Below are 23,310 nucleotides of genomic sequence, written 5' to 3' on the forward strand. Positions count from 1 at the left end.
TCGCTGGCGGTCTTATCCTCTCGTTTGCTTCATTTTGTACATCTCGCCATCCGCAAACTGAATGGCATCATCAATCCCTTCAGTGACTTCGGCTGCGCCCCAGGAAATGGAAAGCGGGACCGGTGTATCCTGCACGATAAACTGATACTCATTGATTTGGCTGGCAATGCGTTCTGCGATAGCCACCGCATCGGCCATTTTCGCGCGATACAGCACGATCACAAATTCATCCCCACCGGTACGAATCACCAGATCGTCACTGGTACGGGTGTTGGACAACATTCGGTTAGCGATAATCTGCAACGCTCTGTCGCCCGCGACGTGCCCCCAGGTATCGTTAATCGCTTTGAATTTGTTGCAATCAACCAGCACCACCGAACTGTTCGAGAGATCACGCCGCTTAATGATGTCGAGAATTTTACGGTTGAAGCAACCCGTCAACGAGTCGATGTAGATTTTCAGATCGCTCTCATTCAACCAGGATTTCAGCCCCATCATGATCAGTACAAAGAAGAACGGCGCCATTAAAATCAGCAGCCCCGCCTGAGTGTCGTGCATCGCAAACCCGCTGAGCGAGATGGCGTAGTGAATGACATACTTTTCGGAGAGCACCTTGAAGGCGATTTCCGGGCGATGCTTACACTCCCCCCTCAGACAAAGTGATTGCTGATTCAGGGTATTCACCAGCGAAACGTTTAGCCCGTGCGGCACCTGTCCATCAAAGGCGTCGCGTAATGCCTCCTGAAGCTCCGGCTTCGCATGATCGTAAACCAGATAACCCACAATATGATCGGAAATCTCATTACCGGAGAGGTCGTAAATATAGCTCACGACGCTAAAGGCTTTATCCCCCGTGATTTTATCGTCATAAAAATCCGTGGAGCTCAATGCTTTCGTTTTGACGCTCTTTTCGAGCAGACGGGTATAAAAATCGACGGGAGGTCGAAAGAAGCGGGAAATATTTCGCGCCATCTTCGATGTGTGATAATCAAACGCTTTAGCATCAGCAGGCGTAAACCAGTAAAAATAGCTCGCATCCTCGGCAATAATATAACGATGGGCATCGAAATTACCGGGATTGAGCGCATTCACCCTGCTGCGAATAAACTCAGCGGCGGCGAACATGCACAGCGCGTTGACCGTCGGCTCACGCGCCACCATCGCTCCCGACGCGGAGTGAATGCGTTTGCTGTCGGCGTTAATACCCCAGGCGTCCCCGCGGGGAATAAATTGCGACATCTCGCCGCACTGGCCTGCGGTTTTAATCTGCCGGTAGCGTACACCGGTGGCATCCGCGATCATTTCATTATCATTAAAGATATCGAGCATCCGCGTTTGCAGGCGGTTCATCCCTTCATTGACCGCCGCCAGCCGCTGTTCATAGATAATAAACAGAAAAAGCGACGTAAAAAGCAGCGTGATCAACGCTGAAATAATCAGTGCCTGTCTGTTTCTTAAACTGTCCTGCACAATTTTCACCAAGGCACCCTGGGCATCAACACGCTGTTAACACTACGGTATTCGATTTTACCTGTGCAGTACAGGTCATAGCGGCTAATCACCCCTTCTGTCAGATAACCCGCATGGCAGTTACTCAGGCATCGCGATTTTTTGTTCCAGCAAAAATGGCGTTAATTTCATGATGCGATACTTACAGTGCATGCCTATCAGAAAAGATAGCAGGTCTGTACGCGGCGCATAAAAAAAGCGGGCTAAAGACGCCCGCTTTTACCTGTTGTGACCGTTTTTTAGAAACGGTAGCCCGCCGAGAACATAAATACCCACGGATCGAGGCGGATATCGTCATGCTGCTTAACGCCACCGAGTTTGTAGTCTGCGGTGGTATCGATATCCATATACCAGACTGACATGTTAATCAGCCAGTCACGGTTGATCAGATAGTCCATCCCGACCTGACCGGCTGCACCCCAGGAGTCTTTAAGACTCAAATCAGACACGCCGGTCTCTTCACCATTCTTATTAACATCAGTATTAAAGAAGGTCGTGTAGTTTACCCCAACACCCACATACGGACGCAGTTTGCTGCTGGAGTCACCGAAATACCACTGCGCCATCAGGGTTGGCGGCAGATGGTGAACGGTGGCGATATCACCGGTCATCTGTGTACCCACTTTATGGCGGAATGGCGTTGCCGCCAGCAGTTCAACACCGATGTTATCGGTCGCCATGTAAGTGAATGTCAGACCCAACTGCGTGTCGTTACTGACGTTGAAGCCGCCTAAATGGCCTAAGGTACCGTCCGCGCCTTCCGTCGGTCTTACCGTCGCCGAACCGGCGCGAATGAAGAACTCGCCAGCTTCATGCGCATAAACGCTGCCAGAGAGAAGAGTACTTACTGCCAATGCCGCCACTGTTAACTTTTTCATACCCGCTCCATCGTTATGGTTATAAATGCGTCACGAATATACCTACATTGGAGTAATAAGTGATCTAACCTGGATCACATTAGGCTGCGTAATTTAACATTTATTGATCCAGATTAAGTTAGAAGTAGCATTCAAAATCCAGGTTATTCGCGTTCAGATCAATTTTGCAATATTTTACCCCTGAAAGTATTTTCTTAATTTTTGCGGGAACAACGTCATCACGCTGTGGATTTGTTGCTCAAATTACTCTGGCTTTACAAAGATATGCTTTTCCATACACCCCTTGATGCTGCCACTGCGCAGTTATCCAGGGTACAATTGCACGCTTAACAACACCTGCAGAACTCAAGGAGAGTGCATGTCTATCACGGCGCAGTCCGTATACCGTGACACCGGGAATTTTTTCCGTAATCAATTTTTAACCATCCTGCTGATCTCGCTGCTGTGCGCGTTCATCACGGTGGCATTAGGGCATGCCTTCTCACCCAGCGATGCACAGATTGCGCAATTGAGTGAAGGGGATAATCTTGCGGGAAGCGTGGGCTTGTTCGAACTGGTGCAAAACATGACGCCGGAGCAGCAGCAGATCCTGTTGCGTGCCTCCGCGGCCTCCACGTTTTCAGGACTGATCGGCAATGCCATCCTGGCCGGAGGCGTACTGCTGCTGATTCAGTTGATTTCAGCGGGTCATCGCGTCAGCGCCCTGCGCGCTATCGGTGCCAGTGCGCCGATTCTGCCGCGTCTGTTCATCCTGATTTTACTGACGACCCTGCTGGTACAACTCGGGATTATGCTGGTAGTGGTGCCTGGCATCCTGTTGGCTATCCTGCTGGCGCTTGCGCCAGTCATGCTGGTGCAGGATAAAATGGGAGTATTCACCGCGATGCGCAACAGTATGCGTCTGGCGTGGTCTAATATGCGTCTGGTCGCCCCGGCGGTGATGGGCTGGTTGCTGGCAAAAACGCTGTTGTTGCTGTTTGCCTCCAGCTTTGCTGCATTTGATCCTAACGTTGGCGCCGTTATCGCGAATACGTTGAGCAATGTTATCTCTGCCATATTGCTCATCTACCTGTTCCGTCTGTATATGTTGATTCGCCAATAACCCTGTCTGTGTCGCCGGCAGAAATGCCCGACGCATTTGATTACGGAATCGAAGAATGAAGCAGTTTCTTGATTTTTTACCGCTGGTTGTCTTCTTTGTCTTTTACAAAGTGTATGACATCTATGCGGCCACCTCGGCGCTCATTGTCGCAACGGCGATCGTGCTCATCTACAGCTGGGTCCGCTATCGCAAAGTTGAGAAAATGGCGCTGATCACCTTTGTGCTGGTTGCCGTGTTCGGCGGCCTCACCATCTTCTTCCATAATGATGAGTTTATTAAATGGAAGGTGACAGTAATTTACGGCCTGTTTGCCGGTGCGTTACTGGTAAGCCAGTGGATCATGAAAAAGCCGCTGATCCAGCGCATGTTGGGTAAAGAACTGACGCTGCCGCAGCCGGTCTGGTCGAAGCTCAACCTCGCGTGGGCTATCTTCTTTATTCTGTGTGGGCTTGCCAATATCTACATCGCCTTCTGGCTGCCGCAAAATATCTGGGTGAACTTTAAGGTGTTTGGCCTCACCGCGCTGACGCTGATCTTTACCCTGCTGAGTGGCGTCTATATCTATCGTCATCTCCCGCAAGAAGACAAATCGTAAACGTCCATCAAACCAGGCCTACGGGCCTGGTTTTGCTTTCTACACATTCCCTGCCGTCCCTGTCCTAAATTGCATGAATCATGAAGATATTGTGGAGATTACCTTCACAATATTGTAATGAGAATGGTTATCATTGATATTCCCTATCGCATTTTTAACAATATGGATGTCAGTTGATGAATACGATAACAAAAATCTCCCCGCGCCCTCTGGCGCTTTTGATTGCCACAGCATTAAGCGCAAATGCATTCGCTGCAGACGAGGTCATGAACGACGGTGAAACGATGGTCGTCCAGGCCACCGCCGAAGAAGCCCTCAAACAGCAACCCGGTGTTTCTATCATCACCGCCAAAGACATTGAAAAATCCCCGCCGGTCAACGATCTCTCCGATATCATTCGCACCATGCCTGGCGTGAACCTGACAGGCAACAGCGCCAGCGGGAGTCGGGGCAATAACCGCCAGATTGACATTCGCGGCATGGGGCCGGAAAACACGCTGATCCTGATTGACGGCGTGCCGGTCACCTCACGAAACTCGGTACGCTATAGCTGGCGCGGTGAGCGTGATACGCGTGGCGACACGAACTGGGTGCCTGCGGAGATGGTCGAACGCATTGAAGTACTGCGCGGCCCGGCGGCGGCGCGTTACGGTTCCGGTGCGGCAGGCGGCGTGGTCAACATCATCACCAAACAGCCGACGAACGACTGGCATAGCTCGCTGTCTCTTTATACCAATCAGCCTGAGAACAGCAAAGAAGGCGCCACCAAACGTGCGAACTTCAATCTGAGCGGTCCGCTCATTGATGACATTCTCACCATGCGCCTGTACGGCAATATCAATAAAACCGACGCCGATGCGGCGGATATCAATACCCGGCAAAATGGCTCCTATGCCGCAGGACGAGAAGGGGTGCGCAATAAGGACATCAACGCCCTGCTCTCCTGGAAACTGACGCCGCAGCAAATTGTTGATTTTGACTACAGCTATAGCCGTCAGGGCAATATCTATGCCGGAGATACGCAGTACAGCAACAGCAACGTCAGTCCTGACGGGTTGGTCAGTTCACTCTACGGTGATGAAACCAACCGGATGTATCGCCAGTCGTGGGGGCTGACGCACAATGGCATCTGGGACTGGGGACAGTCCAGATTCGGCGTGTATTACGAAAAAACCAACAATACCCGGATGCAGGAAGGCTCGACCGGCAGAGTGGAAGGTATGATTAATGACACCGAATACGCCACCAGCCGCCTGGAATCTTATCGTTCTTCCGGTGAACTCAACATTCCGCTTTTCTGGCTGGTGGATCAAACCCTGACGCTGGGTGCGGAATGGAACCGCGATGAACTTAACGACCCGGCATCTATGCAGGCCACCAGCGCATCCGGCGTGCAAATTGGCAATGTCTCCGGTGATGCGTCCAGTCGCAGCACCAAAAATAGCGCCACGCTTACTGGTATCTATCTGGAGGATAATATCGAAGCCCGTCCGGGTACGGATATTATTCCGGGGATCCGTTTTGACTATCACGACGAATTTGGCAGCAACTGGAGCCCCAGTCTGAATATGTCGCAGGAACTGGGCAGCCTGTTCAAACTGAAAGCCGGGATTGCGCGCGTCTTTAAAGCGCCAAACTTGTATCAGTCCAGCGAGGGATATTTGCTCTCCACACGCGGCAACGGTTGCCCGAATACGATTGCAACCGGCAGTTGTTATCTGTTGGGTAATCCGGATCTGGACCCGGAAATCAGTATCAACAAAGAGATCGGCCTTGAATTTACTTACTCAGGCTGGGATGCGGGAATCACCTGGTTCCGTAACGATTATAAAAACAAGATCGTCTCCGGGACCGATATTATCGGTTACGCCTCCAACGGAAATAATATCCTGCAATGGGAAAATGGCGGCAAAGCGATCGTTGAAGGTCTGGAAGGTAACGTCGTGATCCCGCTGGTACCGGAGACGTTAAACTGGCGCACTAACGCGACGTATATGATCAAATCCGAGAACAAGGACACCGGCAACCCGCTCTCCGTGATCCCCAAATACACCATCAATACCCTGCTCGACTGGCAGGTGAATGACAAGTTGTCCACCCAATTACGGTGGACGCAGTACGGTCGACAAAAACCACGCGAGTATGCGGAAATACGTAACGAAACGGGTGCCATGTCGGATAAAGAGATTGGCGCCTATGCGATTGTCGGTCTCGGCGCTAACTACCAGATGACGAAAAACCTGCGCCTGAACGCTGGGATCAGCAACCTGTTCGATAAGCAGATTTATCGTGAAAACGACGGTGCCTCGACCTATAACGAACCCGGACGCGCGTACTATGCCGGCGTGACGATGTCATTCTAATCTCTCAAACGCCCGTCTCGCGGGCGTTTCCCCTCTGTTCTCCGTGCTAAAATCATAGTAGCATCGCGCCTGAAATTTCTTTCTACAGTCGGTTTTACAATGACAACAACAACTCACGCCCCCCAGGGCGAACTGGTTTTACGCACACTGGCTATGCCTGCCGATACTAATGCCAACGGTGATATTTTTGGCGGCTGGCTGATGTCGCAGATGGATATTGGCGGTGCTATTCAGGCCAAAGAGATTGCCCATGGTCGCGTGGTGACCGTCCGCGTGGAAGGAATGAGCTTTCTGCGCCCGGTCGCAGTTGGCGACGTAGTGTGCTGCTATGCCCGCTGCGTGAAGCGTGGAACCACTTCCATCAGCATCAATATAGAGGTCTGGGTGAAGAAAGTGGCGTCAGAGCCAATTGGCCAGCGCTACAAAGCGACAGAAGCGCTGTTCATCTACGTTGCGGTGGATCCGGACGGTAAACCCCGCCCGCTTCCGGCGCAATAAGCACAAAAAAGCCTCCTGAAACGGAGGCTTTCTCTTTTCAGGCATCACCATCACTCAATTTGCGTGGTGCCGTTCAGGCGGAAGACAATATTCACGACCAGCCCTGAACCCGGCTTACCCGCTTCATAGCGCCATCTGCGCATCGCATTCTTCACTTCGCGCTCAAACATGTTAGCCGGTTGCGCAGACACGATCTGTACGTTATCCACCCGACCGTCGGACGTGACATCAAATTTCACTTTTACCCGCCCCTCAATGCGCAGTGCCTGGGCGCGCGCCGGGTACTGGGGCTGATTACGCGTCAACGCACGTGGGCCTGCCGGAACGCTCACCGTTGGCTTACTGGTCGCCGGTGCGGTACTGGTGGCTGGGCGCGCAGGCGCGGTATTCTCAAACGGCGACGTCTGGCGCGGCTCAGCAGGTTTGACATCACGCTTCGGTTGTTCCTGCACCTTTTTCACCGGCTTCGGTTTTGGCTTGGGTTTAGGCTTCGGTTTCTCGATAACAACCGGTGCCTCTTTAGGCGGTTCGGGAATCGGCTCGGGTTCAGGCTCGACCACCGGTTCCGGCGGCGGCTGAACCGCCTGTGGCGGTTCCAGGTCGGCTGGCGAAACCATCGTGACGGAGATAGGCTGCGCAGGGGCTGGCAGTTCAATAACCTGATGTACTGAGGTATACAAGAGTCCCGCCACTAAAGCACCATGAATGCCAACGGAAAGTAACGTCGGCCAGGGAAAGCGACGAGGTAAATCAAGGGTCATTGAAGTCATAATCGTTTCAGTTGAAAAACCAGGCCTCGATTTTAAATGCAAATAGCAATCATATTCAATAAGCCATCGACATAAGCGCCATTTTTATCCTAAAAATCCCCTGACAACTGTACGCCCTTAACAAGGCTGTCATCTTTGCGTTGCAGTAAAGAGACCTTTCAAATAACGTATTTAGTACTTTTACCGACCAAGGAGCCCTATCCGTGCTTTATGTCATCTACGCGCAAGATAATCAGAACTCACTTGAAAAGCGTCTTTCCGTCCGCCCTGCTCATCTGGCGCGGCTGCAGTTGCTTCACGACGAAGGACGTCTCCTGACTGCGGGCCCAATGCCTGCTGTCGATAGCAACGATCCGGGCGCGGCAGGTTTTACCGGCTCCACGGTGATTGCTGAATTTGACTCACTGGAAGAGGCGAAATCCTGGGCGGAGGCCGACCCGTATGTCGCCGCCGGAGTTTACGCGCAGGTTTCGGTGAAACCCTTTAAGAAGACGTTCTGAAAGACGTGTTCATTGGGCACCGCATGCGGTGCCCTGTTCACTCAGAGGCTGTGGATCGCAAACAACAGCGAATTACGCTGCTGATTCAGGACACACTTTCTGATTGAGTGGATACGCATATTCCGACGCGACTGCCCCTCAAGCCAACGCGCTTTACGGCGACTGGCCTGACGCAGCATCCGCCAGCGTCCCACTTCCGTTCTACTCCGCTTCATGATACCTACTCTTACCGTACAAGAATGGGCATTATACCCCCCACCGACAGGCAGGCTAGCGCTTTTACCGTGTTTTTATTTGCCAGATGAGTGATGACGCGTAAACTCATAACAATACGCTTTCAAAAGGATTTTTAATCTATGACAACCTTCTACACGGTGGTGAGTTGGCTGGTCATTCTGGGCTACTGGGTGCTCATTGCCGGTGTAACATTACGTATTTTAATGAAACGTCGCGCGGTTCCTTCCGCGATGGCCTGGCTGTTGATCATTTACATTCTGCCGTTAGTCGGAATTATTGCTTATTTATCCTTCGGGGAACTCCATTTAGGCAAACGCCGGGCCGAGCGTGCGCGCGCAATGTGGCCGTCCACGGCGAAATGGCTGAACGATCTCAAAGCCTGCAAACATATCTTCGCCGAGGAGAACAGCAGCGTTGCCGCTTCGCTGTTCAAACTCTGTGAGCGCCGCCAGGGCATCGCTGGCGTCAAGGGAAACCAGCTCCAGTTGCTCACCGATTCTGATGATGTGATGCAGGCGCTGATCCGCGATATCCAGTTGGCGCGACATAACATCGAAATGGTGTTCTATATCTGGCAACCCGGCGGCATGGCGGATCAGGTGGCGGAATCCCTGATGGCTGCCGCACGACGCGGGATCCATTGCCGCTTGATGCTCGACTCGGCGGGCAGCGTCGCCTTCTTCCGCAGTCCCTGGGCAACGATGATGCGCAACGCCGGTATTGAAGTGGTTGAGGCGCTGAAGGTCAATCTGTTCCGTGTGTTCCTGCGCCGCATGGACCTGCGTCAGCACCGTAAAATGGTGATGATCGATAACTATATTGCCTATACCGGCAGCATGAATATGGTTGACCCGCGCTTTTTCAAACAGGATGCGGGGGTGGGTCAGTGGGTCGATCTGATGGCGCGAATGGAAGGCCCGGTCGCCACCGCGATGGGCATCGTCTATTCCTGCGACTGGGAGATTGAAACCGGCAAGCGGATCCTGCCTCCGCCGCCGGACGTCAACATCATGCCGTTCGAAGAGGCCAGCGGACACACCATTCATACTATCGCCTCCGGTCCCGGTTTTCCGGAAGATCTGATACACCAGGCGCTGCTGACCGCGGCCTATTCGGCGCGTGAATATTTGATCATGACCACTCCCTACTTCGTGCCGAGCGACGATTTACTGCATGCCATCTGTACGGCGGCACAGCGCGGGGTGGACGTCAGCATTATTTTGCCGCGCAAGAATGATTCGCTCCTGGTCGGCTGGGCCAGCCGCGCCTTCTTTACCGAACTGCTGGCGGCAGGAGTGAAAATCTACCAGTTTGAAGGCGGTTTGCTGCATACCAAGAGCGTACTGGTCGATGGCGAACTCAGTCTGGTCGGGACCGTGAACCTCGACATGCGCAGCCTGTGGCTTAACTTTGAGATCACGCTGGTCATTGATGACGTCGGATTTGGCGGCGATCTGGCTGCCGTGCAAGACGATTACATCTCCCGCTCTCGCCTGCTGGACGCGAGTTTGTGGGTAAAACGACCACTCTGGCAGCGGATCACCGAGCGACTGTTTTACTTCTTCAGTCCGTTGCTGTAAAACGTGCCCAAGAGACGGGAAACAGGGTGTCATTATGGATATGGATCTGAACAATCGCCTGACTGAAGACGAAACGCTTGAGCAGGCTTACGATATTTTTCTCGAACTGGCGGCCGATAACCTCGACCCGGCGGACATTATTCTGTTTAACCTGCAGTTTGAGGAGCGCGGCGGCGCAGAGTTATTTGACCCGTCTGAAGACTGGCAGCAGCACGTTGATTACGATCTGAACCCTGACTTCTTTGCCGAAGTGGTGATTGGTCTGGCGGACAGCGAAGATGGCGAGATCAACGATATTTTTGCCCGCGTGCTGCTGTGTCGCGAAAAGGATCACAAGCTCTGCCATATTCTCTGGCGCGAGTAATGACGAAAAGAAGAGCCGCCAGCGCGGCTCTTTTCATTTAGTCTGGTAGTTTACTGCCGCAGTGGTTACAAAACTTCGCGCTATGCTCGTGCTCACTTTGCTGACACTGCGGGCATTTCCGCTGTTGACTCCGCTTATGAAACGCGATGCTCATATGGGTGGTGATCAATCCGGTGGGGATCGCAATCACCGAATAGCCAATCAGAATCAGTACTGACGCCACTATCCGCCCCAACGGCGTATGGGGCGTAATGTCGCCGTATCCAACTGTCGTAACGGTAACAATCGCCCAGTAGACCGACGCATTCAACGTGGTAAATCCATATTCCGGCCCTTCAATGAGATACATCAGCGTGCCGAAAATAATCATCACAATGCCGATAAATGAATAAAACAGAATCAGCTGATGCCGGGCGCTCACAATCGCCTGCCAGAACACCCGTAGCGAAGGCATAAAGCGCAGCAACTTCAGGATCCGCAAAATACGAATGGCTCGCATCGCGCGCCAGGCGAATACATAGTTAAGGCTGATTTCCGGCCACAGCCACATCACATACAAGGGCAGAATGGTGGCTAAATCAATCAGACCCCAGAAGCTGAAGACATATTTCGCCGGATTCGGCCAACTCACTAAACGCAGAAAATATTCCAGCGTAAAGACCAGCGTGACGAAGAGTTCGAGCAAGACGAAAATATGCCATTCATCGAATGTCAGGTGATATTGCGTGCCAATACCCGACTCAATAAAAATAATCAGCACGCTGAGCAGCGCGAACAGTGCACACAATCCCTCAACCCGTCGGCCTGAACGGGTATTCAGGTCGAACAAACGGTGATAAATCTGCCCGCGAAGCGATGATAATGAAAGCGGCACGATAACCTCAGTAAAAGAAGGGCTGACAGTTTGTCAGCCCTTGCGATTATAACGGGTCTACCTTAAGGCAGGATACGGCATGCCGGAAACTGCCTTCCAGTACCGGGCGTGTTTTCGCACACTCCGGCCCGGCAATCGGACAGCGGGTGCGGAATACGCAACCTGAAGGTGGGTTAATCGGTGACGGCAACTCCCCTTCCAGTAACTGAATCGTCTTGTTCTTTTCCAGATCGGGATCGGGAATCGGCACCGCCGACATCAGCGCTTTGGTGTAGGGATGCAGCGGATTGTGATAAACCTCATCATAGGTCCCCAGCTCCACGGCATGGCCCAGATACATCACCAGTACGCGGTCAGAGATATGTTTCACGACCGCCAGGTCATGGGCAATGAAGATCAGCGACAGCCCCATCTCTCGCTGAAGCTGTTGCAACAGATTGACGACCTGCGCCTGAATTGACACGTCCAGCGCGGAGACCGGCTCATCACAGATGATCAGCTTCGGCTCCAGAATCAACGCACGGGCAATCCCGATACGCTGGCACTGTCCGCCCGAAAACTCATGCGGGTAGCGGTTGATCAGGTTTGGCAGCAGGCCCACCTTCATCATCATCGCTTTCACCCGATCGCGCACGTCCTGACGCGACAGCTTCGGATGATAGGTCCGCAGCGGTTCAGCGATGATCTCACCAATGGTCATACGTGGATTCAGCGACGCCAGCGGATCCTGGAAAATCATCTGAATATCACTGCGCACGGCGCGCCATTCGTCGGGTTTCATTCCCAGCAGGTCTTTGCCTAACCAGGCCACCCGTCCCTCGGTCGCTTTCACCAGTCCGATAATGGCCCGGGCAAAGGTCGATTTCCCACAGCCTGATTCGCCAACGACGCCCAGCGTCTCGCCTTCATACAGCCGCAGCGTCACGCCATCGACGGCCTTCAGCGTTTTTGAGGGCTGCCAGAACCACTGTTTGCCATCTTTAATGTCGAAATGCACCTTCAGATCGGCGATTTCCAGGAGGACGTTACGTTTTTCATCAACAGCGTTCATGCCAGATCCTCCACCGGTTTAAAGCAGGCGCGCAAGCGTCCTGGACTGAACTCCTCCAGCGGCGGCGCGGTGCTGCAAATCTCCATCGCATGGGGACAGCGCGGCTGAAACGGACAGCCTTTCGGCAGACGCAGTAAGTTGGGCGGGTTCCCTGGAATGGTCAACATCTCGTCACCTTCACCATCCAGACGCGGCACTGCGTTCAGCAGGCCAATCGAATAAGGATGAACGGGCTGATAAAAGACATCGCGGGCATTACCGTATTCCATAGTTCGCCCGGCATACATTACCAGTACTTTGTCGCAAATCCCGGCCACCACCCCAAGATCGTGGGTAATCATGATGATGGCGGTGTTAAATTCACGCTTCAGTTCATTCAGAAGCGTCATGATTTGCGCCTGCACGGTGACATCCAGCGCGGTCGTCGGTTCGTCGGCAATCAGTAACTTCGGCCTGCACAGCAGCGCCATTGCGATCATCACGCGCTGGCGCATACCGCCGGAAAATTCATGCGGGAACATTTTCATCCGCTTGCGCGCTTCCGGCATTTTGACCGCGTCCAGCATTCTGACCGACTCGTCAAACGCCTCTGCTTTGCTCATGCTTTTGTGCAGCATCAGCACTTCCATCAGTTGCTCTCCGACGCGCATGTAAGGGTTTAGCGAGGTCATCGGATCCTGGAAAATCATCGAAATCTGTTCGGCGCGCAGCTTATTCAGCTCACGCTCCGGCAGATTGAGGATCTCGCGTCCGCTGAAAGTCGCCGAACCGCCAATCCGACCATTCGCGGCCAGCAGTCCCATCAGGGCAAACGCGGTCTGCGATTTGCCTGAACCGGACTCGCCCACGATGCCGAGGGTTTCTCCCGCACGCAGCGTAAAGTTCAAATCATTCACCGCAGTAACATCACCGTCCGGGGTACTGAACGTCACACGGAGATCTTTTACGTCCAGCAGTGCGTTAGCCCTTTGCTGCGCGAACGGCACACTTGCAGTTTCAATTACGCTCATGGCTGCACTCCTTAACGGTCTTTCGGGTCGAGGGCATCACGCAGGCCATCGCCAATAAAGTTAAAACAGAACAACGTCACCACCAGGAAGCCTGCCGGGAACAGCAGTAACCACGGCGACACTTCCATCGAGTTGGCACCATCACTCAGTAATGCGCCCCAACTGCTCAACGGCTCCTGCGTGCCCAACCCCAGGAAGCTGAGGAAGGATTCGAACAGGATCATGCTCGGCACCAGCAAGGAGGCATACACCACCACCACGCCCAGCACGTTAGGCACAATATGGCGCAGTACGATATTGCCGGTCGACACGCCACCCACCTGCGCAGCTTCGATAAACTCTTTGCGCTTCAGGCTCAGGGTCTGTCCACGCACAATACGCGCCATATCCAGCCAGGAGACCATTCCGATCGCCACAAAAATCAGCAGAATGTTTTGTCCGAAGAAGGTGACCAGCAGAATAACGAAGAACATAAACGGGAAGGAGTTGAGGATTTCCAGCAGGCGCATCATCACGGAGTCGATTTTGCCGCCCAGATAGCCAGAAAGCGAGCCGTACAGCGTACCCACCACCACGGCCACCAGCGCAGCCGCGATGCCGACCATCAGCGAGATCCGCCCGCCAATCGCCACGCGCACCAGCAGGTCACGCCCGGAGGAGTCGGTACCGAAATAATGCCCCGATTCGGTATCCGGCGCGCTGGACATCATTCCCCAGTCGGTATCGAAGTAGGTGAACTGCGACAGCATCGGCGCCAGCGTCACAAACAGCGCGATGATGACCAGCACAATCAGACTGGCGACCGCGGCGCGGTTATGCATAAAACGACGGCGCGCATCCTGCCACAGGCTACGCCCTTCGACCTCCAGCTTCTCACTGAAATTCTCCAGCGCTTCGCTGTTTTTCTTACTTAACATTATCGCGAGCTCCAGTATCAGTAACGAATTTTCGGGTCGATGACGGCGTACAGCACGTCAACTATCGCATTGAAGACAATGGTTAATGTCCCCACGAGGATCGTCAGGCTGAGAACCAGCGAGTAATCGCGGTTCAGCGCGCCGTTAACAAACAGCTGACCGATACCCGGTAAACCATAGATTGTCTCAATGACCATCGAACCAGTAATAATCCCGACAAATGCCGGTCCCATATACGAGAGCACAGGGAGCAGCGCGGGTTTCAACGCATGGCGAAAAATGATGCGACGCATCGGCAGCCCTTTGGCTCGCGCGGTGCGGATGAAGTTCGAGTGCAGCACTTCAATCATCGAGCCACGGGTGATACGCGCAATACTGGCAATATAAGCCAGTGATAACGCCACCATCGGCAGGATCATAAATTTCAGCGCCCCACCGTTCCAGCCGCCGCCTGGCAGCCACTTGAGGGTGATCGCAAATATCATGACCAGCAGCGGTGCAACCACAAAACTCGGTATTACCACCCCGGTCATGGCCACCCCCATAACCGCATAGTCCCATCGCGTGTTTTGCCTCAATGCGGCAATCACGCCGGCGCTTACCCCGAGGATCACGGCCAGAAGAAAGGCTGCAAGCCCCAGCTTCGCAGAGACCGGAAAGCTCGAAGCGACCAGATCGTTGACCGTATAATCTTTGTATTTAAAAGAAGGACCAAAATCACCGTGCGCCAGTTGCTTCAGGTAGCTGAAATACTGGGTCATGATGGGATCGTTCAGATGGTATTTCGCTTCAATATTCGCCAGGACTTCTGCTGGCAGCGCGCGTTCACCGGTGAAAGGACTTCCCGGCGCAAGGCGCATCATAAAGAACGAAATGGTAATAAGAATAAACAGCGTCGGAATTGCTTCCAGACAGCGGCGTAGAATAAATTTCAACATTGCCCGTACCTTCTGGCGAGTGCCTTTACACCCCTTCACGCAGAACTGCTAATGAGGGGTGTTGAGAGTCGACGAAAAAAGACACTGTGGGGCAACGTATGTCGCCCCACCCTTTGCCATTAATGCTTGATAATATACAAGTCTTTAACGTGGATATTATCCATCGGGTCTTTACCGGTATAACCACCCACCCACGGTTTCACCAGACGGGCGTTGACGTAATAGAACACCGGCACAATCGCAGAATCTTTATCAAGCTGCTGCTCGGCTTTACCGTAGAGCGCAGTACGCTGCTCTTCATTCGTGGCTTTCAGCGCATCGGCAAGGATCTTGTCGAACGTCGGGCTCTTATAGTGCGTCGTGTTGTTTGAACTGTCAGACAACACCATATTCAGGAAGGACGTTGGCTCGTTATAATCCGCACACCAGGCGGCACGGGAGACATCATAGTTACCCTGATGACGCGTATCGAGGAAGGTTTTCCACTCCTGGTTTTCCAGCTTCACATTCACGCCTAAGTTTTTCTTCCAGATAGACGCGGCAGCGATAGCCAGTTTTTTATGCAGATCGGAGGTGTTATACAGCAGGTTGAAGGTCAACGGTTTATCGGCGGTATATCCGGCTTCAGCCAGTAATTTTTTCGCTTCTTCGTTACGTTTTTCCTGCGTCCAGCCAAACCACTCTGGTTCAGTCAGTTTTGCGCCATCGGTGTACGGCGGCGTGAAGCTGTATGCCGGCAGGTCGCCCTGGTTTTTCACTTTATTAACGATAATATCGCGGTCCAGCGCCAGCTTGAGCGCGGTACGCACGCGGACATCCGTAAACGGTGCTTTCTGGTTATTAATTTCGTAATAGTAGGTGCACAGATACGGGTCAACGTGAACTTCGTTCGGGATCTCTTTTTTCAGCTTCTGGAACAGCTCAATCGGCATGTTGTTATAAGTCATGTCGATTTCACCGCTGCGGTAACGGTTGACGTCTGTCACTTCTGAAGCGATCGGCAGGTAGGTTACCTGATTAATGACCGTTTTAGCATTGTCCCAGTAATTAGGATTACGCTCGAGCACGATATGCTCGTTGACGACCCAGTCTTTCAGCTTATACGCACCGTTGGTGATGATATTGGCTGGCTGAGTCCACTTCTCACCGTATTTTTCAACGGCGGCTTTAGGGACCGGGGAAACGGATGAGTGCACTAACAGTTTGTAGAAATAAGGAACAGGTTCGCTGAGGGTCACTTCAAAGGTATTATCGTCGATAGCTTTAACACCGAGATCGGTTGGCGGTTTCTTGCCGGCAACAATATCGTCAATATTGACGATGTGACCATATTGCAGATAACTGGCATACGGAGATGCAGTATTCGGATTCGCCAGACGCTGCCAGCTGTAAACAAAATCGTGGGCCGTCACCGGTGAGCCATCCGACCATTTTGCGTCTTTACGCAGATGGAATGTCCAGACTTTAAAGTCTTTATTTTCCCATTTTTCAGCCACGCCCGGAGACGGTTTACCGTCGACGTCACTGATGATTAAACCTTCGAACAGATCGCGGCTGATATTGGATTCCGGTACACCTTCGATTTTATGCGGATCGAGGGACTGTACTTCCGAGCCATTATTTCGTACCAGCGTCTGTTTTTCTGCCAGTTGCACACCAGCGGGAACGACCGCTGCCGTCGCCACATTTCCGGCGAGTAGCGCAGTCAAAATTCCTGCTGCCACTAAACTTTTCTTCGTGTTGGTCATTGTGTTTGTACTCCCTCATTATAATTACTGGTTATATCACCAGCCTGTTAATCCCATCAGGGATCTCTGAGCAGCTCCGGAGACTTTCAGCTGTCAGGTCGTTTACTGCCTGCTATCACCGACTTTATTTATTCTGGCGATTCGTTCGATCACCTTACGTCGATTCGTTATGCGCCTCCCCTGCCAGGGGCGCATGAATAGTGGGCCAAACCGCCTTGTTGATATTTATTCTCATCAACCAGCAATCTGCTGCAATATGAACTGTCGGAAAGTAACAAAAGCATTAATTAACCGCCAATACAATTTACAGATTTGTTAAGCAATTCTCTTTTAGAGAAAAAATACCGTCCCGTTGAAACGTCCCGAAACAGACAAAATAAAGATAACCACCTATTAATCATACGATTAATAACGCCCCATCACGCGGAGATCGTTGACATCTGCTAAAGGCGTAAAAATGTACGATAATTTAACAATTGGTCATTTCTTAGCACATTCATCTGCAAGTTCATTGAATTAACTAATATCATCTCAATTATCCTACAGCAAGCCCCGGATTGTGATGTGAGCAAAATAACAAAGCGGCAGTATGATGCAGGAACAGAAGCGCAATAAAATCAAAGGGTTTCATCCCCTTGAAGGCATGAGTTTTTCCCGATGTGCGGGCCTGAAAGTCAGAAAGGTGACGAAACGTAGAGCGCTGAAATGAACGGAGCCGCGAACAGCTCCGTAGGTTATTTCATCTGAAAGCGAATTAACTTAATAGCCCAGGGAATATGGCTTTAATACCCGTGACAATAAATTCGATGCCCAGCGCCATTAATAGCAGCCCCATAATTCGGGTTATCACGTTAATGCCCGTCTGGCCCAGAACACGCACCAGCCACGGCGCCATGCGGAAAAGTCCCCAACAGCACAGAGCAAAAATCGCAATCGCCACAAAGAAGCCAAGCAGGTACATCACGCTGTGGTAACGCGTTCCCCACACGATGGTTGAACTGATTGCTCCTGGCCCCGCCATCAGCGGCAGCGCCAGAGGAACGACGCCCACGCTTTCGCGGATAGCCGTTTCCGATTTCTCCTGTTTGTTCTGTTTATCCTCTCCCAGTTTCCCGCTAATCATCGACATCGCGATGGTGACCACAAGGATCCCGCCGGCGATCCGGAACGAGTCAATCGAGATGCCGAACAGTTGCAGAATGCCGTCACCGAGGAATAACGAAGTCCACAGAATGATCGCAACGGAGAGGTTAGCAGTCAGGTTCGTTTTATTGCGCGCCGCCGCTGTCTGGTAGCTGGTCATACTGATGAAGACAGGAATAATCCCAACCGGGTTCACCAATGCAAACAACCCGATGAAAAATTTGAAATAAACAGGAAAATCAAACAGCGTTTGGATCACGGTTAGCTCCGAAGCGTTAGCCGTATAAAATGAGTTAAAGTTACCGGGTGAAAACCGTGCTGACGATACGCCTTTTCACAGCACATTTCACCAGGGCAAACGTAAAATTGCTACCATTCCTGAGTGTTACTAATATGTTTTAATTATGATAATTTGATAGCCATTCACCACTACAATTAGACAACACTTAGCGTTCAGGGCTAAAAGGGCCTGCTGAAAGGTGGCAGCTTTGATAAATCTTGATCCAGATCACGTAATCGCTACTCAGAAGTGAGTAACCTTGCTTACGCCACCTGGAAGTAACGCGTTAGAGTTAGATGACGCTAACGCATAAGCTCTTTTAGTAAATCAGAGCAAACTGAACGTTAAGTAACCAATTGATTTTCTGGCTGTTATGCAAACTAACGCCCGCTGTCTATACTCACGTATCGAGCAGATGATTTACTAAAAAAGTTTAACATTATCAGGAGAGCATTATGGCTGTTACTAATGTCGCTGAACTTAACGCACTCGTCGAGCGCGTCAAAAAAGCCCAGCGTGAATATGCCAGTTTCACTCAAGAACAAGTTGATAAAATCTTCCGCGCCGCCGCTCTGGCTGCTGCAGATGCTCGAATTCCTCTCGCGAAGATGGCCGTTGCCGAATCTGGCATGGGTATCGTCGAAGATAAAGTGATTAAAAACCACTTTGCTTCTGAGTACATCTATAACGCTTACAAAGATGAAAAAACCTGCGGCGTGCTGGCTGAAGACCACACCTTCGGGACCATCACTATCGCAGAACCTATCGGTATCATTTGCGGTATCGTTCCGACCACTAACCCAACCTCTACAGCGATCTTCAAATCACTGATCAGCCTGAAAACCCGTAACGCAATCATCTTCTCTCCGCACCCACGTGCGAAAGATGCGACTAACAAAGCGGCGGATATCGTGCTGCAGGCGGCTATCGCTGCTGGCGCACCGAAAGACCTGATTGGCTGGATCGATCAACCTTCCGTAGAACTGTCTAACGCACTGATGCACCACCCGGATATCAACCTGATTCTGGCAACCGGTGGTCCGGGCATGGTTAAAGCAGCATACAGCTCCGGTAAACCCGCTATCGGCGTGGGCGCAGGTAACACTCCGGTGGTTATCGACGAAACCGCGGATATCAAGCGTGCTGTTGCCTCTGTTCTGATGTCCAAAACCTTCGACAACGGCGTAATCTGTGCTTCTGAGCAGTCTGTTGTTGTGGTTGATTCCGTTTACGATGCCGTTCGCGAACGTTTCGCCAGCCACGGCGGCTACATGCTGCAGGGTAAAGAGCTGAAGGCCGTTCAGGACGTTATCCTGAAAAATGGCGCGCTGAACGCCGCAATCGTAGGTCAGCCTGCCTATAAAATTGCTGAACTGGCCGGCTTCTCTGTACCGGAAACCACCAAGATTCTGATCGGTGAAGTGAAAGTGGTTGACGAGAGCGAACCGTTCGCTCACGAAAAACTGTCCCCGACGCTGGCGATGTACCGTGCGAAAGATTTCGAAGACGCCGTACTTAAGGCAGAGAAACTGGTCGCCATGGGCGGTATCGGTCACACGTCTTGCCTGTACACCGACCAGGACAACCAGCCGGAGCGCGTGGCTTACTTCGGTCAGATGATGAAAACCGCACGTATCCTGATCAACACCCCGGCGTCTCAGGGTGGTATCGGTGACCTGTATAACTTCAAACTCGCACCTTCCCTGACTCTGGGTTGTGGTTCCTGGGGTGGTAACTCCATCTCTGAAAACGTTGGTCCGAAACACCTGATCAACAAGAAAACCGTTGCTAAGCGAGCTGAAAACATGTTGTGGCACAAACTTCCGAAATCTATCTACTTCCGCCGTGGCTCACTGCCTATCGCGCTGGATGAAGTGATTACTGATGGCCACAAACGTGCGCTCATCGTGACTGACCGCTTCCTGTTCAACAACGGTTATGCAGACCAGATCACCTCTGTGCTGAAAGCCGCTGGCGTTGAAACGGAAGTATTCTTTGAAGTTGAAGCTGACCCGACCCTCTCTGTCGTCCGTAAAGGCGCAGAACTGGCGAACTCCTTCAAACCAGACGTGATCATCGCGCTGGGTGGCGGTTCCCCGATGGACGCCGCGAAAATCATGTGGGTCATGTACGAACATCCGGAAACTCACTTCGAAGAACTGGCGCTGCGCTTTATGGATATCCGTAAACGTATCTACAAGTTCCCGAAAATGGGTGTGAAAGCGAAAATGATCGCGGTCACCACCACGTCCGGTACCGGTTCTGAAGTCACGCCGTTCGCTGTTGTGACCGACGATGCAACCGGTCAGAAATACCCACTGGCTGACTATGCCCTGACCCCGGATATGGCGATTGTCGATGCCAACCTGGTGATGGAGATGCCGAAATCACTGTGTGCCTTTGGTGGTCTTGATGCGGTGACCCACGCTCTGGAAGCTTACGTTTCCGTACTGGCTTCTGAATTCTCCGACGGTCAGGCACTGCAGGCGCTGAAACTGTTGAAAGAAAACCTGCCAGCGTCCTATAACGAAGGGTCTAAAAACCCGGTAGCCCGTGAACGTGTTCACAGTGCAGCCACCATCGCCGGTATCGCGTTTGCGAACGCCTTCCTCGGTGTTTGTCACTCAATGGCGCACAAACTGGGCTCTCAGTTCCACATTCCGCACGGCCTGGCGAACGCCCTGCTGATCAGCAACGTTATTCGCTACAACGCGAACGACAACCCGACCAAGCAGACTGCCTTCAGTCAGTATGACCGTCCGCAGGCACGCCGTCGTTATGCTGAAATCGCAGATCATCTGGGTCTGAGCGCACCGGGCGACCGTACTGCGGCGAAGATCGAGAAACTGCTGGCATGGCTGGAAAGCCTGAAAGCTGAACTGGGTATTCCGAAGTCAATCCGTGAAGCGGGCGTTCAGGAAGCAGACTTCCTGGCTCACGTAGACAAGCTGTCTGAAGATGCATTCGATGACCAGTGCACCGGCGCTAACCCGCGCTACCCGCTGATCTCCGAGCTGAAACAGATCCTGATGGATACCTTCTACGGACGTGAGTACTCTGAAGGCACTCCGGTTGCGAAAGAAGTAGCAGCCGCGCCGAAAGCAGAGAAAAAAGCGAAGAAATCCGCGTAAACCTCGCTGAGCATTCATAACGTAAAAGCGGCCTCTGTTGAGGCCGCTTTTTTGTATCCAAAATCAGTCACTGTTGTCAGGTCAATAAACGGCTCTGCGCATTGCAAACCGTTCATTGAGGCAGATGATTAGTCGTGGCTATGGCGTTCCTGTATCGCTGTCAGAGAGCCCTCCTCCAGTGCTTCCTTATAATGCTTACGGCAGACCGATACATACCGCTCATTGCCGCCAATGACCACCTGCTCGCCTTCATTATAGGGTCTGCCCGCCTGATCAAGACGCAGCACCATACTCGCTTTACGTCCGCAAAAGCAGATTGTTTTTAATTCCACCAGCTTATCTGACCACGACAGCAGGTATTGGCTACCCACAAACAGTTCGCCGCGAAAATCTGTGCGTAGTCCGTAGCACAACACCGGAATATCCAGTTGATCAACGACTTCCGATAATTCATAAACCTGCTGTCGGGTTAAAAACTGACATTCGTCGACCAGTACGCAATGAACAGGCTGTTGTGCATTATCGGCGGCAATCTCTTCATACAACGATGAATTCTGGTTAAACAATTTGGCGGGTGAAGACAGTCCGATGCGCGAACTCACTTTCCCTGCGCCATAGCGATCGTCTATTTCCGCGGTATATACGACAGTGCGCATCCCGCGTTCCTGGTAATTGTATGAAGATTGCAGTAAGGCAGTCGACTTACCTGCATTCATTGCTGAATAGTAGAAATATAGCTGTGCCATCGGCCACAGACCCTCACCAAAGTGAAATAAAGACGGGGCGCAGTGTAGCATAATTTGAATCGTTATCAGTGCCTGGTTCTGCACCCGCCTGCTATATCTTCCGTCGCCCGCTCCCGACGTGCGAAAAATCTGTAGGGGTGAGAGGACTGAAAATACGAATTAACATTTGAACAAACAACGCGCGATGAAATCCCATTCTTGTCGTATTGTGCGTTCGATATTCATCAACGATGCTTATCAACGCCGCCCTAATGGAAACCCTGAACTTATTGTTACTGTTCTACATAACTGTTGCGGAGTAATAGACGGTGTTCATCAACAAAACTAATACAAAAGGTTGAAATCACTACGATGAGAGTCTATTTCATCATGTGAAAATGTGACCTGAATCCGGAAGTTTTCGTCTGAAAAAAGGAGTAACCGCTCAGCCAATAAGCCCTTTTCTGTGCGTTCCTTCAAGAAAAATTTAAGTTCGGATATTTATAGTTGGCAAAAAATAAGAGGCAATTTTGAATTCCTTACATTCCTGGCTATTGCACATCTGAATTTAACGCTCTATTATTAGCTCAACAAACCACCCCCAATATAAGTTTGAGATTACTACAATGAGCGAAGCACTTAAAATTCTGAACAACATCCGTACTCTTCGTGCGCAGGCAAGAGAATGTACCCTTGAGACGCTGGAAGAAATGCTGGAAAAATTAGAAGTTGTTGTTAACGAACGTCGTGAAGAAGAAAGCGCGGCAGCGGCTGAAGTTGAAGAGCGTACTCGTAAACTGCAACAATATCGTGAAATGCTGATTGCTGACGGTATTGATCCGAATGAACTGCTGAATAGCATGGCGGCGGTTAAATCCGGCACCAAAGCTAAACGTGCAGCGCGTCCGGCTAAATATAGCTACGTTGACGAAAACGGCGAAACTAAAACCTGGACTGGTCAGGGTCGTACTCCGGCAGTGATCAAGAAAGCAATGGAAGAGCAAGGTAAACAACTGGATGATTTCCTGATCAAGGAATAATTCCTAATCTACCTGCTTAAAATCCCGCGCTCTGCGGGATTTTTTATGCCCGCGATC

The 23,310-nt window shown here is 51.7% G+C and carries 21 protein-coding genes and 1 pseudogene; 10 read left to right on the forward strand and 12 right to left on the reverse strand.

Translation table 11 applies throughout. The annotated features are described in order from the left end of the window. Positions 1-12: 12 nt before the first annotated feature. Positions 13-1,479 carry a GGDEF domain-containing protein gene (locus tag F384_RS08090; RefSeq protein WP_046481032.1) on the reverse strand — a complete coding sequence of 489 codons (1,467 nt, stop codon included), beginning with the start codon at positions 1,477-1,479 and terminating at the stop codon, positions 13-15. A gap of 269 nt (positions 1,480-1,748) precedes the next feature. Beyond that, complete coding sequence (ompW, locus tag F384_RS08095; RefSeq protein ID WP_046481033.1) at positions 1,749-2,387, reverse strand: outer membrane protein OmpW; 639 nt, start codon at positions 2,385-2,387, stop codon at positions 1,749-1,751. 252 nt (positions 2,388-2,639) lie between these two features. Between ompW and F384_RS29810 the strand changes: the two are divergent. The 5 genes and pseudogenes from F384_RS29810 to yciA form a co-directional block, all read left to right on the forward strand. Further along, positions 2,640-2,717: pseudogene (locus tag F384_RS29810) on the forward strand (YkgJ family cysteine cluster protein); the annotation flags it as partial. Between the two features lie 28 nt (positions 2,718-2,745). Then, the gene (locus F384_RS08100) at positions 2,746-3,489 is read left to right on the forward strand and encodes a YciC family protein (protein WP_046481034.1); all 744 of its coding nucleotides are present in this window, start codon (positions 2,746-2,748) and stop codon (positions 3,487-3,489) included. A gap of 55 nt (positions 3,490-3,544) precedes the next feature. Further along, entirely contained in the window at positions 3,545-4,084 is a 540-nt protein-coding gene (locus tag F384_RS08105) for a septation protein A (RefSeq protein ID WP_046481035.1), read from the forward strand. A gap of 176 nt (positions 4,085-4,260) precedes the next feature. Continuing rightward, positions 4,261-6,447, forward strand: coding sequence for a TonB-dependent siderophore receptor (locus F384_RS08110; protein ID WP_046481036.1), 2,187 nt, complete (start codon positions 4,261-4,263; stop codon positions 6,445-6,447). A 99-nt stretch (positions 6,448-6,546) separates the two neighbouring features. After that, positions 6,547-6,945 (forward strand): acyl-CoA thioester hydrolase YciA, encoded by a 399-nt coding sequence (gene yciA, locus F384_RS08115; protein WP_042318644.1) that lies wholly within the window; start codon positions 6,547-6,549, stop codon positions 6,943-6,945. A gap of 50 nt (positions 6,946-6,995) precedes the next feature. Here yciA and tonB read toward each other — a convergent pair whose 3' ends face one another. Then, positions 6,996-7,706, reverse strand: coding sequence for a TonB system transport protein TonB (tonB, locus tag F384_RS08120; protein ID WP_046497919.1), 711 nt, complete (start codon positions 7,704-7,706; stop codon positions 6,996-6,998). Positions 7,707-7,918: 212 nt separating this feature from the next. On the opposite strand from tonB, the gene F384_RS08125 reads away from it, so the two are divergent. Then, positions 7,919-8,215, forward strand: coding sequence for a YciI family protein (locus tag F384_RS08125; RefSeq protein ID WP_046481037.1), 297 nt, complete (start codon positions 7,919-7,921; stop codon positions 8,213-8,215). A gap of 41 nt (positions 8,216-8,256) precedes the next feature. Here F384_RS08125 and F384_RS29815 read toward each other — a convergent pair whose 3' ends face one another. Next, positions 8,257-8,430 (reverse strand): YciY family protein, encoded by a 174-nt coding sequence (locus F384_RS29815; RefSeq protein ID WP_086512586.1) that lies wholly within the window; start codon positions 8,428-8,430, stop codon positions 8,257-8,259. 141 nt (positions 8,431-8,571) lie between these two features. Between F384_RS29815 and cls the strand changes: the two genes are divergently transcribed. Beyond that, positions 8,572-10,032: a cardiolipin synthase gene (cls, locus tag F384_RS08130; RefSeq protein WP_046481038.1), complete on the forward strand. Its 1,461-nt coding sequence runs from the start codon at positions 8,572-8,574 to the stop codon at positions 10,030-10,032. Between the two features lie 34 nt (positions 10,033-10,066). Further along, positions 10,067-10,396: an HI1450 family dsDNA-mimic protein gene (locus tag F384_RS08135; protein ID WP_046481039.1), complete on the forward strand. Its 330-nt coding sequence runs from the start codon at positions 10,067-10,069 to the stop codon at positions 10,394-10,396. A 37-nt stretch (positions 10,397-10,433) separates the two neighbouring features. On the opposite strand, the gene F384_RS08140 is transcribed toward F384_RS08135, so the two are convergent. The 7 genes from F384_RS08140 to ychE all read right to left on the reverse strand — a co-directional run bounded on the left by F384_RS08140 (position 10,434) and on the right by ychE (position 18,336). Next, positions 10,434-11,270 (reverse strand): ion transporter, encoded by an 837-nt coding sequence (locus F384_RS08140; protein ID WP_046481040.1) that lies wholly within the window; start codon positions 11,268-11,270, stop codon positions 10,434-10,436. 46 nt (positions 11,271-11,316) lie between these two features. Continuing rightward, positions 11,317-12,321: a murein tripeptide/oligopeptide ABC transporter ATP-binding protein OppF gene (gene oppF / locus F384_RS08145; RefSeq protein ID WP_046481041.1), complete on the reverse strand. Its 1,005-nt coding sequence runs from the start codon at positions 12,319-12,321 to the stop codon at positions 11,317-11,319. Continuing rightward, entirely contained in the window at positions 12,318-13,331 is a 1,014-nt protein-coding gene (gene oppD / locus F384_RS08150; protein WP_046481042.1) for a murein tripeptide/oligopeptide ABC transporter ATP-binding protein OppD, read from the reverse strand. Before oppD ends, oppF begins: the two co-directional genes overlap by 4 nt. Positions 13,332-13,342: 11 nt before the next feature. After that, the gene (gene oppC / locus F384_RS08155) at positions 13,343-14,251 is read right to left on the reverse strand and encodes an oligopeptide ABC transporter permease OppC (protein WP_046481043.1); all 909 of its coding nucleotides are present in this window, start codon (positions 14,249-14,251) and stop codon (positions 13,343-13,345) included. A gap of 14 nt (positions 14,252-14,265) precedes the next feature. Further along, a complete protein-coding gene (gene oppB / locus F384_RS08160) occupies positions 14,266-15,186 on the reverse strand; it encodes an oligopeptide ABC transporter permease OppB (protein WP_046481044.1) in 921 nt (306 codons plus the stop codon). 119 nt (positions 15,187-15,305) lie between these two features. Beyond that, positions 15,306-16,934, reverse strand: a complete 1,629-nt coding sequence (gene oppA, locus F384_RS08165) for an oligopeptide ABC transporter substrate-binding protein OppA (protein WP_046481045.1) — start codon at positions 16,932-16,934, stop codon at positions 15,306-15,308. Between the two features lie 754 nt (positions 16,935-17,688). Next, a complete protein-coding gene (ychE, locus tag F384_RS08170) occupies positions 17,689-18,336 on the reverse strand; it encodes an NAAT family transporter YchE (RefSeq protein ID WP_042318631.1) in 648 nt (215 codons plus the stop codon). A gap of 476 nt (positions 18,337-18,812) precedes the next feature. On the opposite strand from ychE, the gene adhE reads away from it, so the two are divergent. Continuing rightward, a complete protein-coding gene (adhE, locus tag F384_RS08175) occupies positions 18,813-21,488 on the forward strand; it encodes a bifunctional acetaldehyde-CoA/alcohol dehydrogenase (protein WP_046481046.1) in 2,676 nt (891 codons plus the stop codon). 128 nt (positions 21,489-21,616) lie between these two features. On the opposite strand, the gene tdk is transcribed toward adhE, so the two are convergent. Continuing rightward, complete coding sequence (gene tdk, locus F384_RS08180) at positions 21,617-22,234, reverse strand: thymidine kinase (protein ID WP_046497922.1); 618 nt, start codon at positions 22,232-22,234, stop codon at positions 21,617-21,619. A 605-nt stretch (positions 22,235-22,839) separates the two neighbouring features. Between tdk and hns the strand changes: the two genes are divergently transcribed. Beyond that, positions 22,840-23,253, forward strand: a complete 414-nt coding sequence (gene hns / locus F384_RS08185) for a histone-like nucleoid-structuring protein H-NS (RefSeq protein ID WP_042318627.1) — start codon at positions 22,840-22,842, stop codon at positions 23,251-23,253. The last annotated feature ends 57 nt before the right edge of the window (positions 23,254-23,310 follow it).

It is taken from the genome of Citrobacter amalonaticus Y19, assembly GCF_000981805.1.
In the GTDB taxonomy this organism is placed as follows: Bacteria; Pseudomonadota; Gammaproteobacteria; order Enterobacterales; family Enterobacteriaceae; genus Citrobacter_A; species Citrobacter_A amalonaticus_C.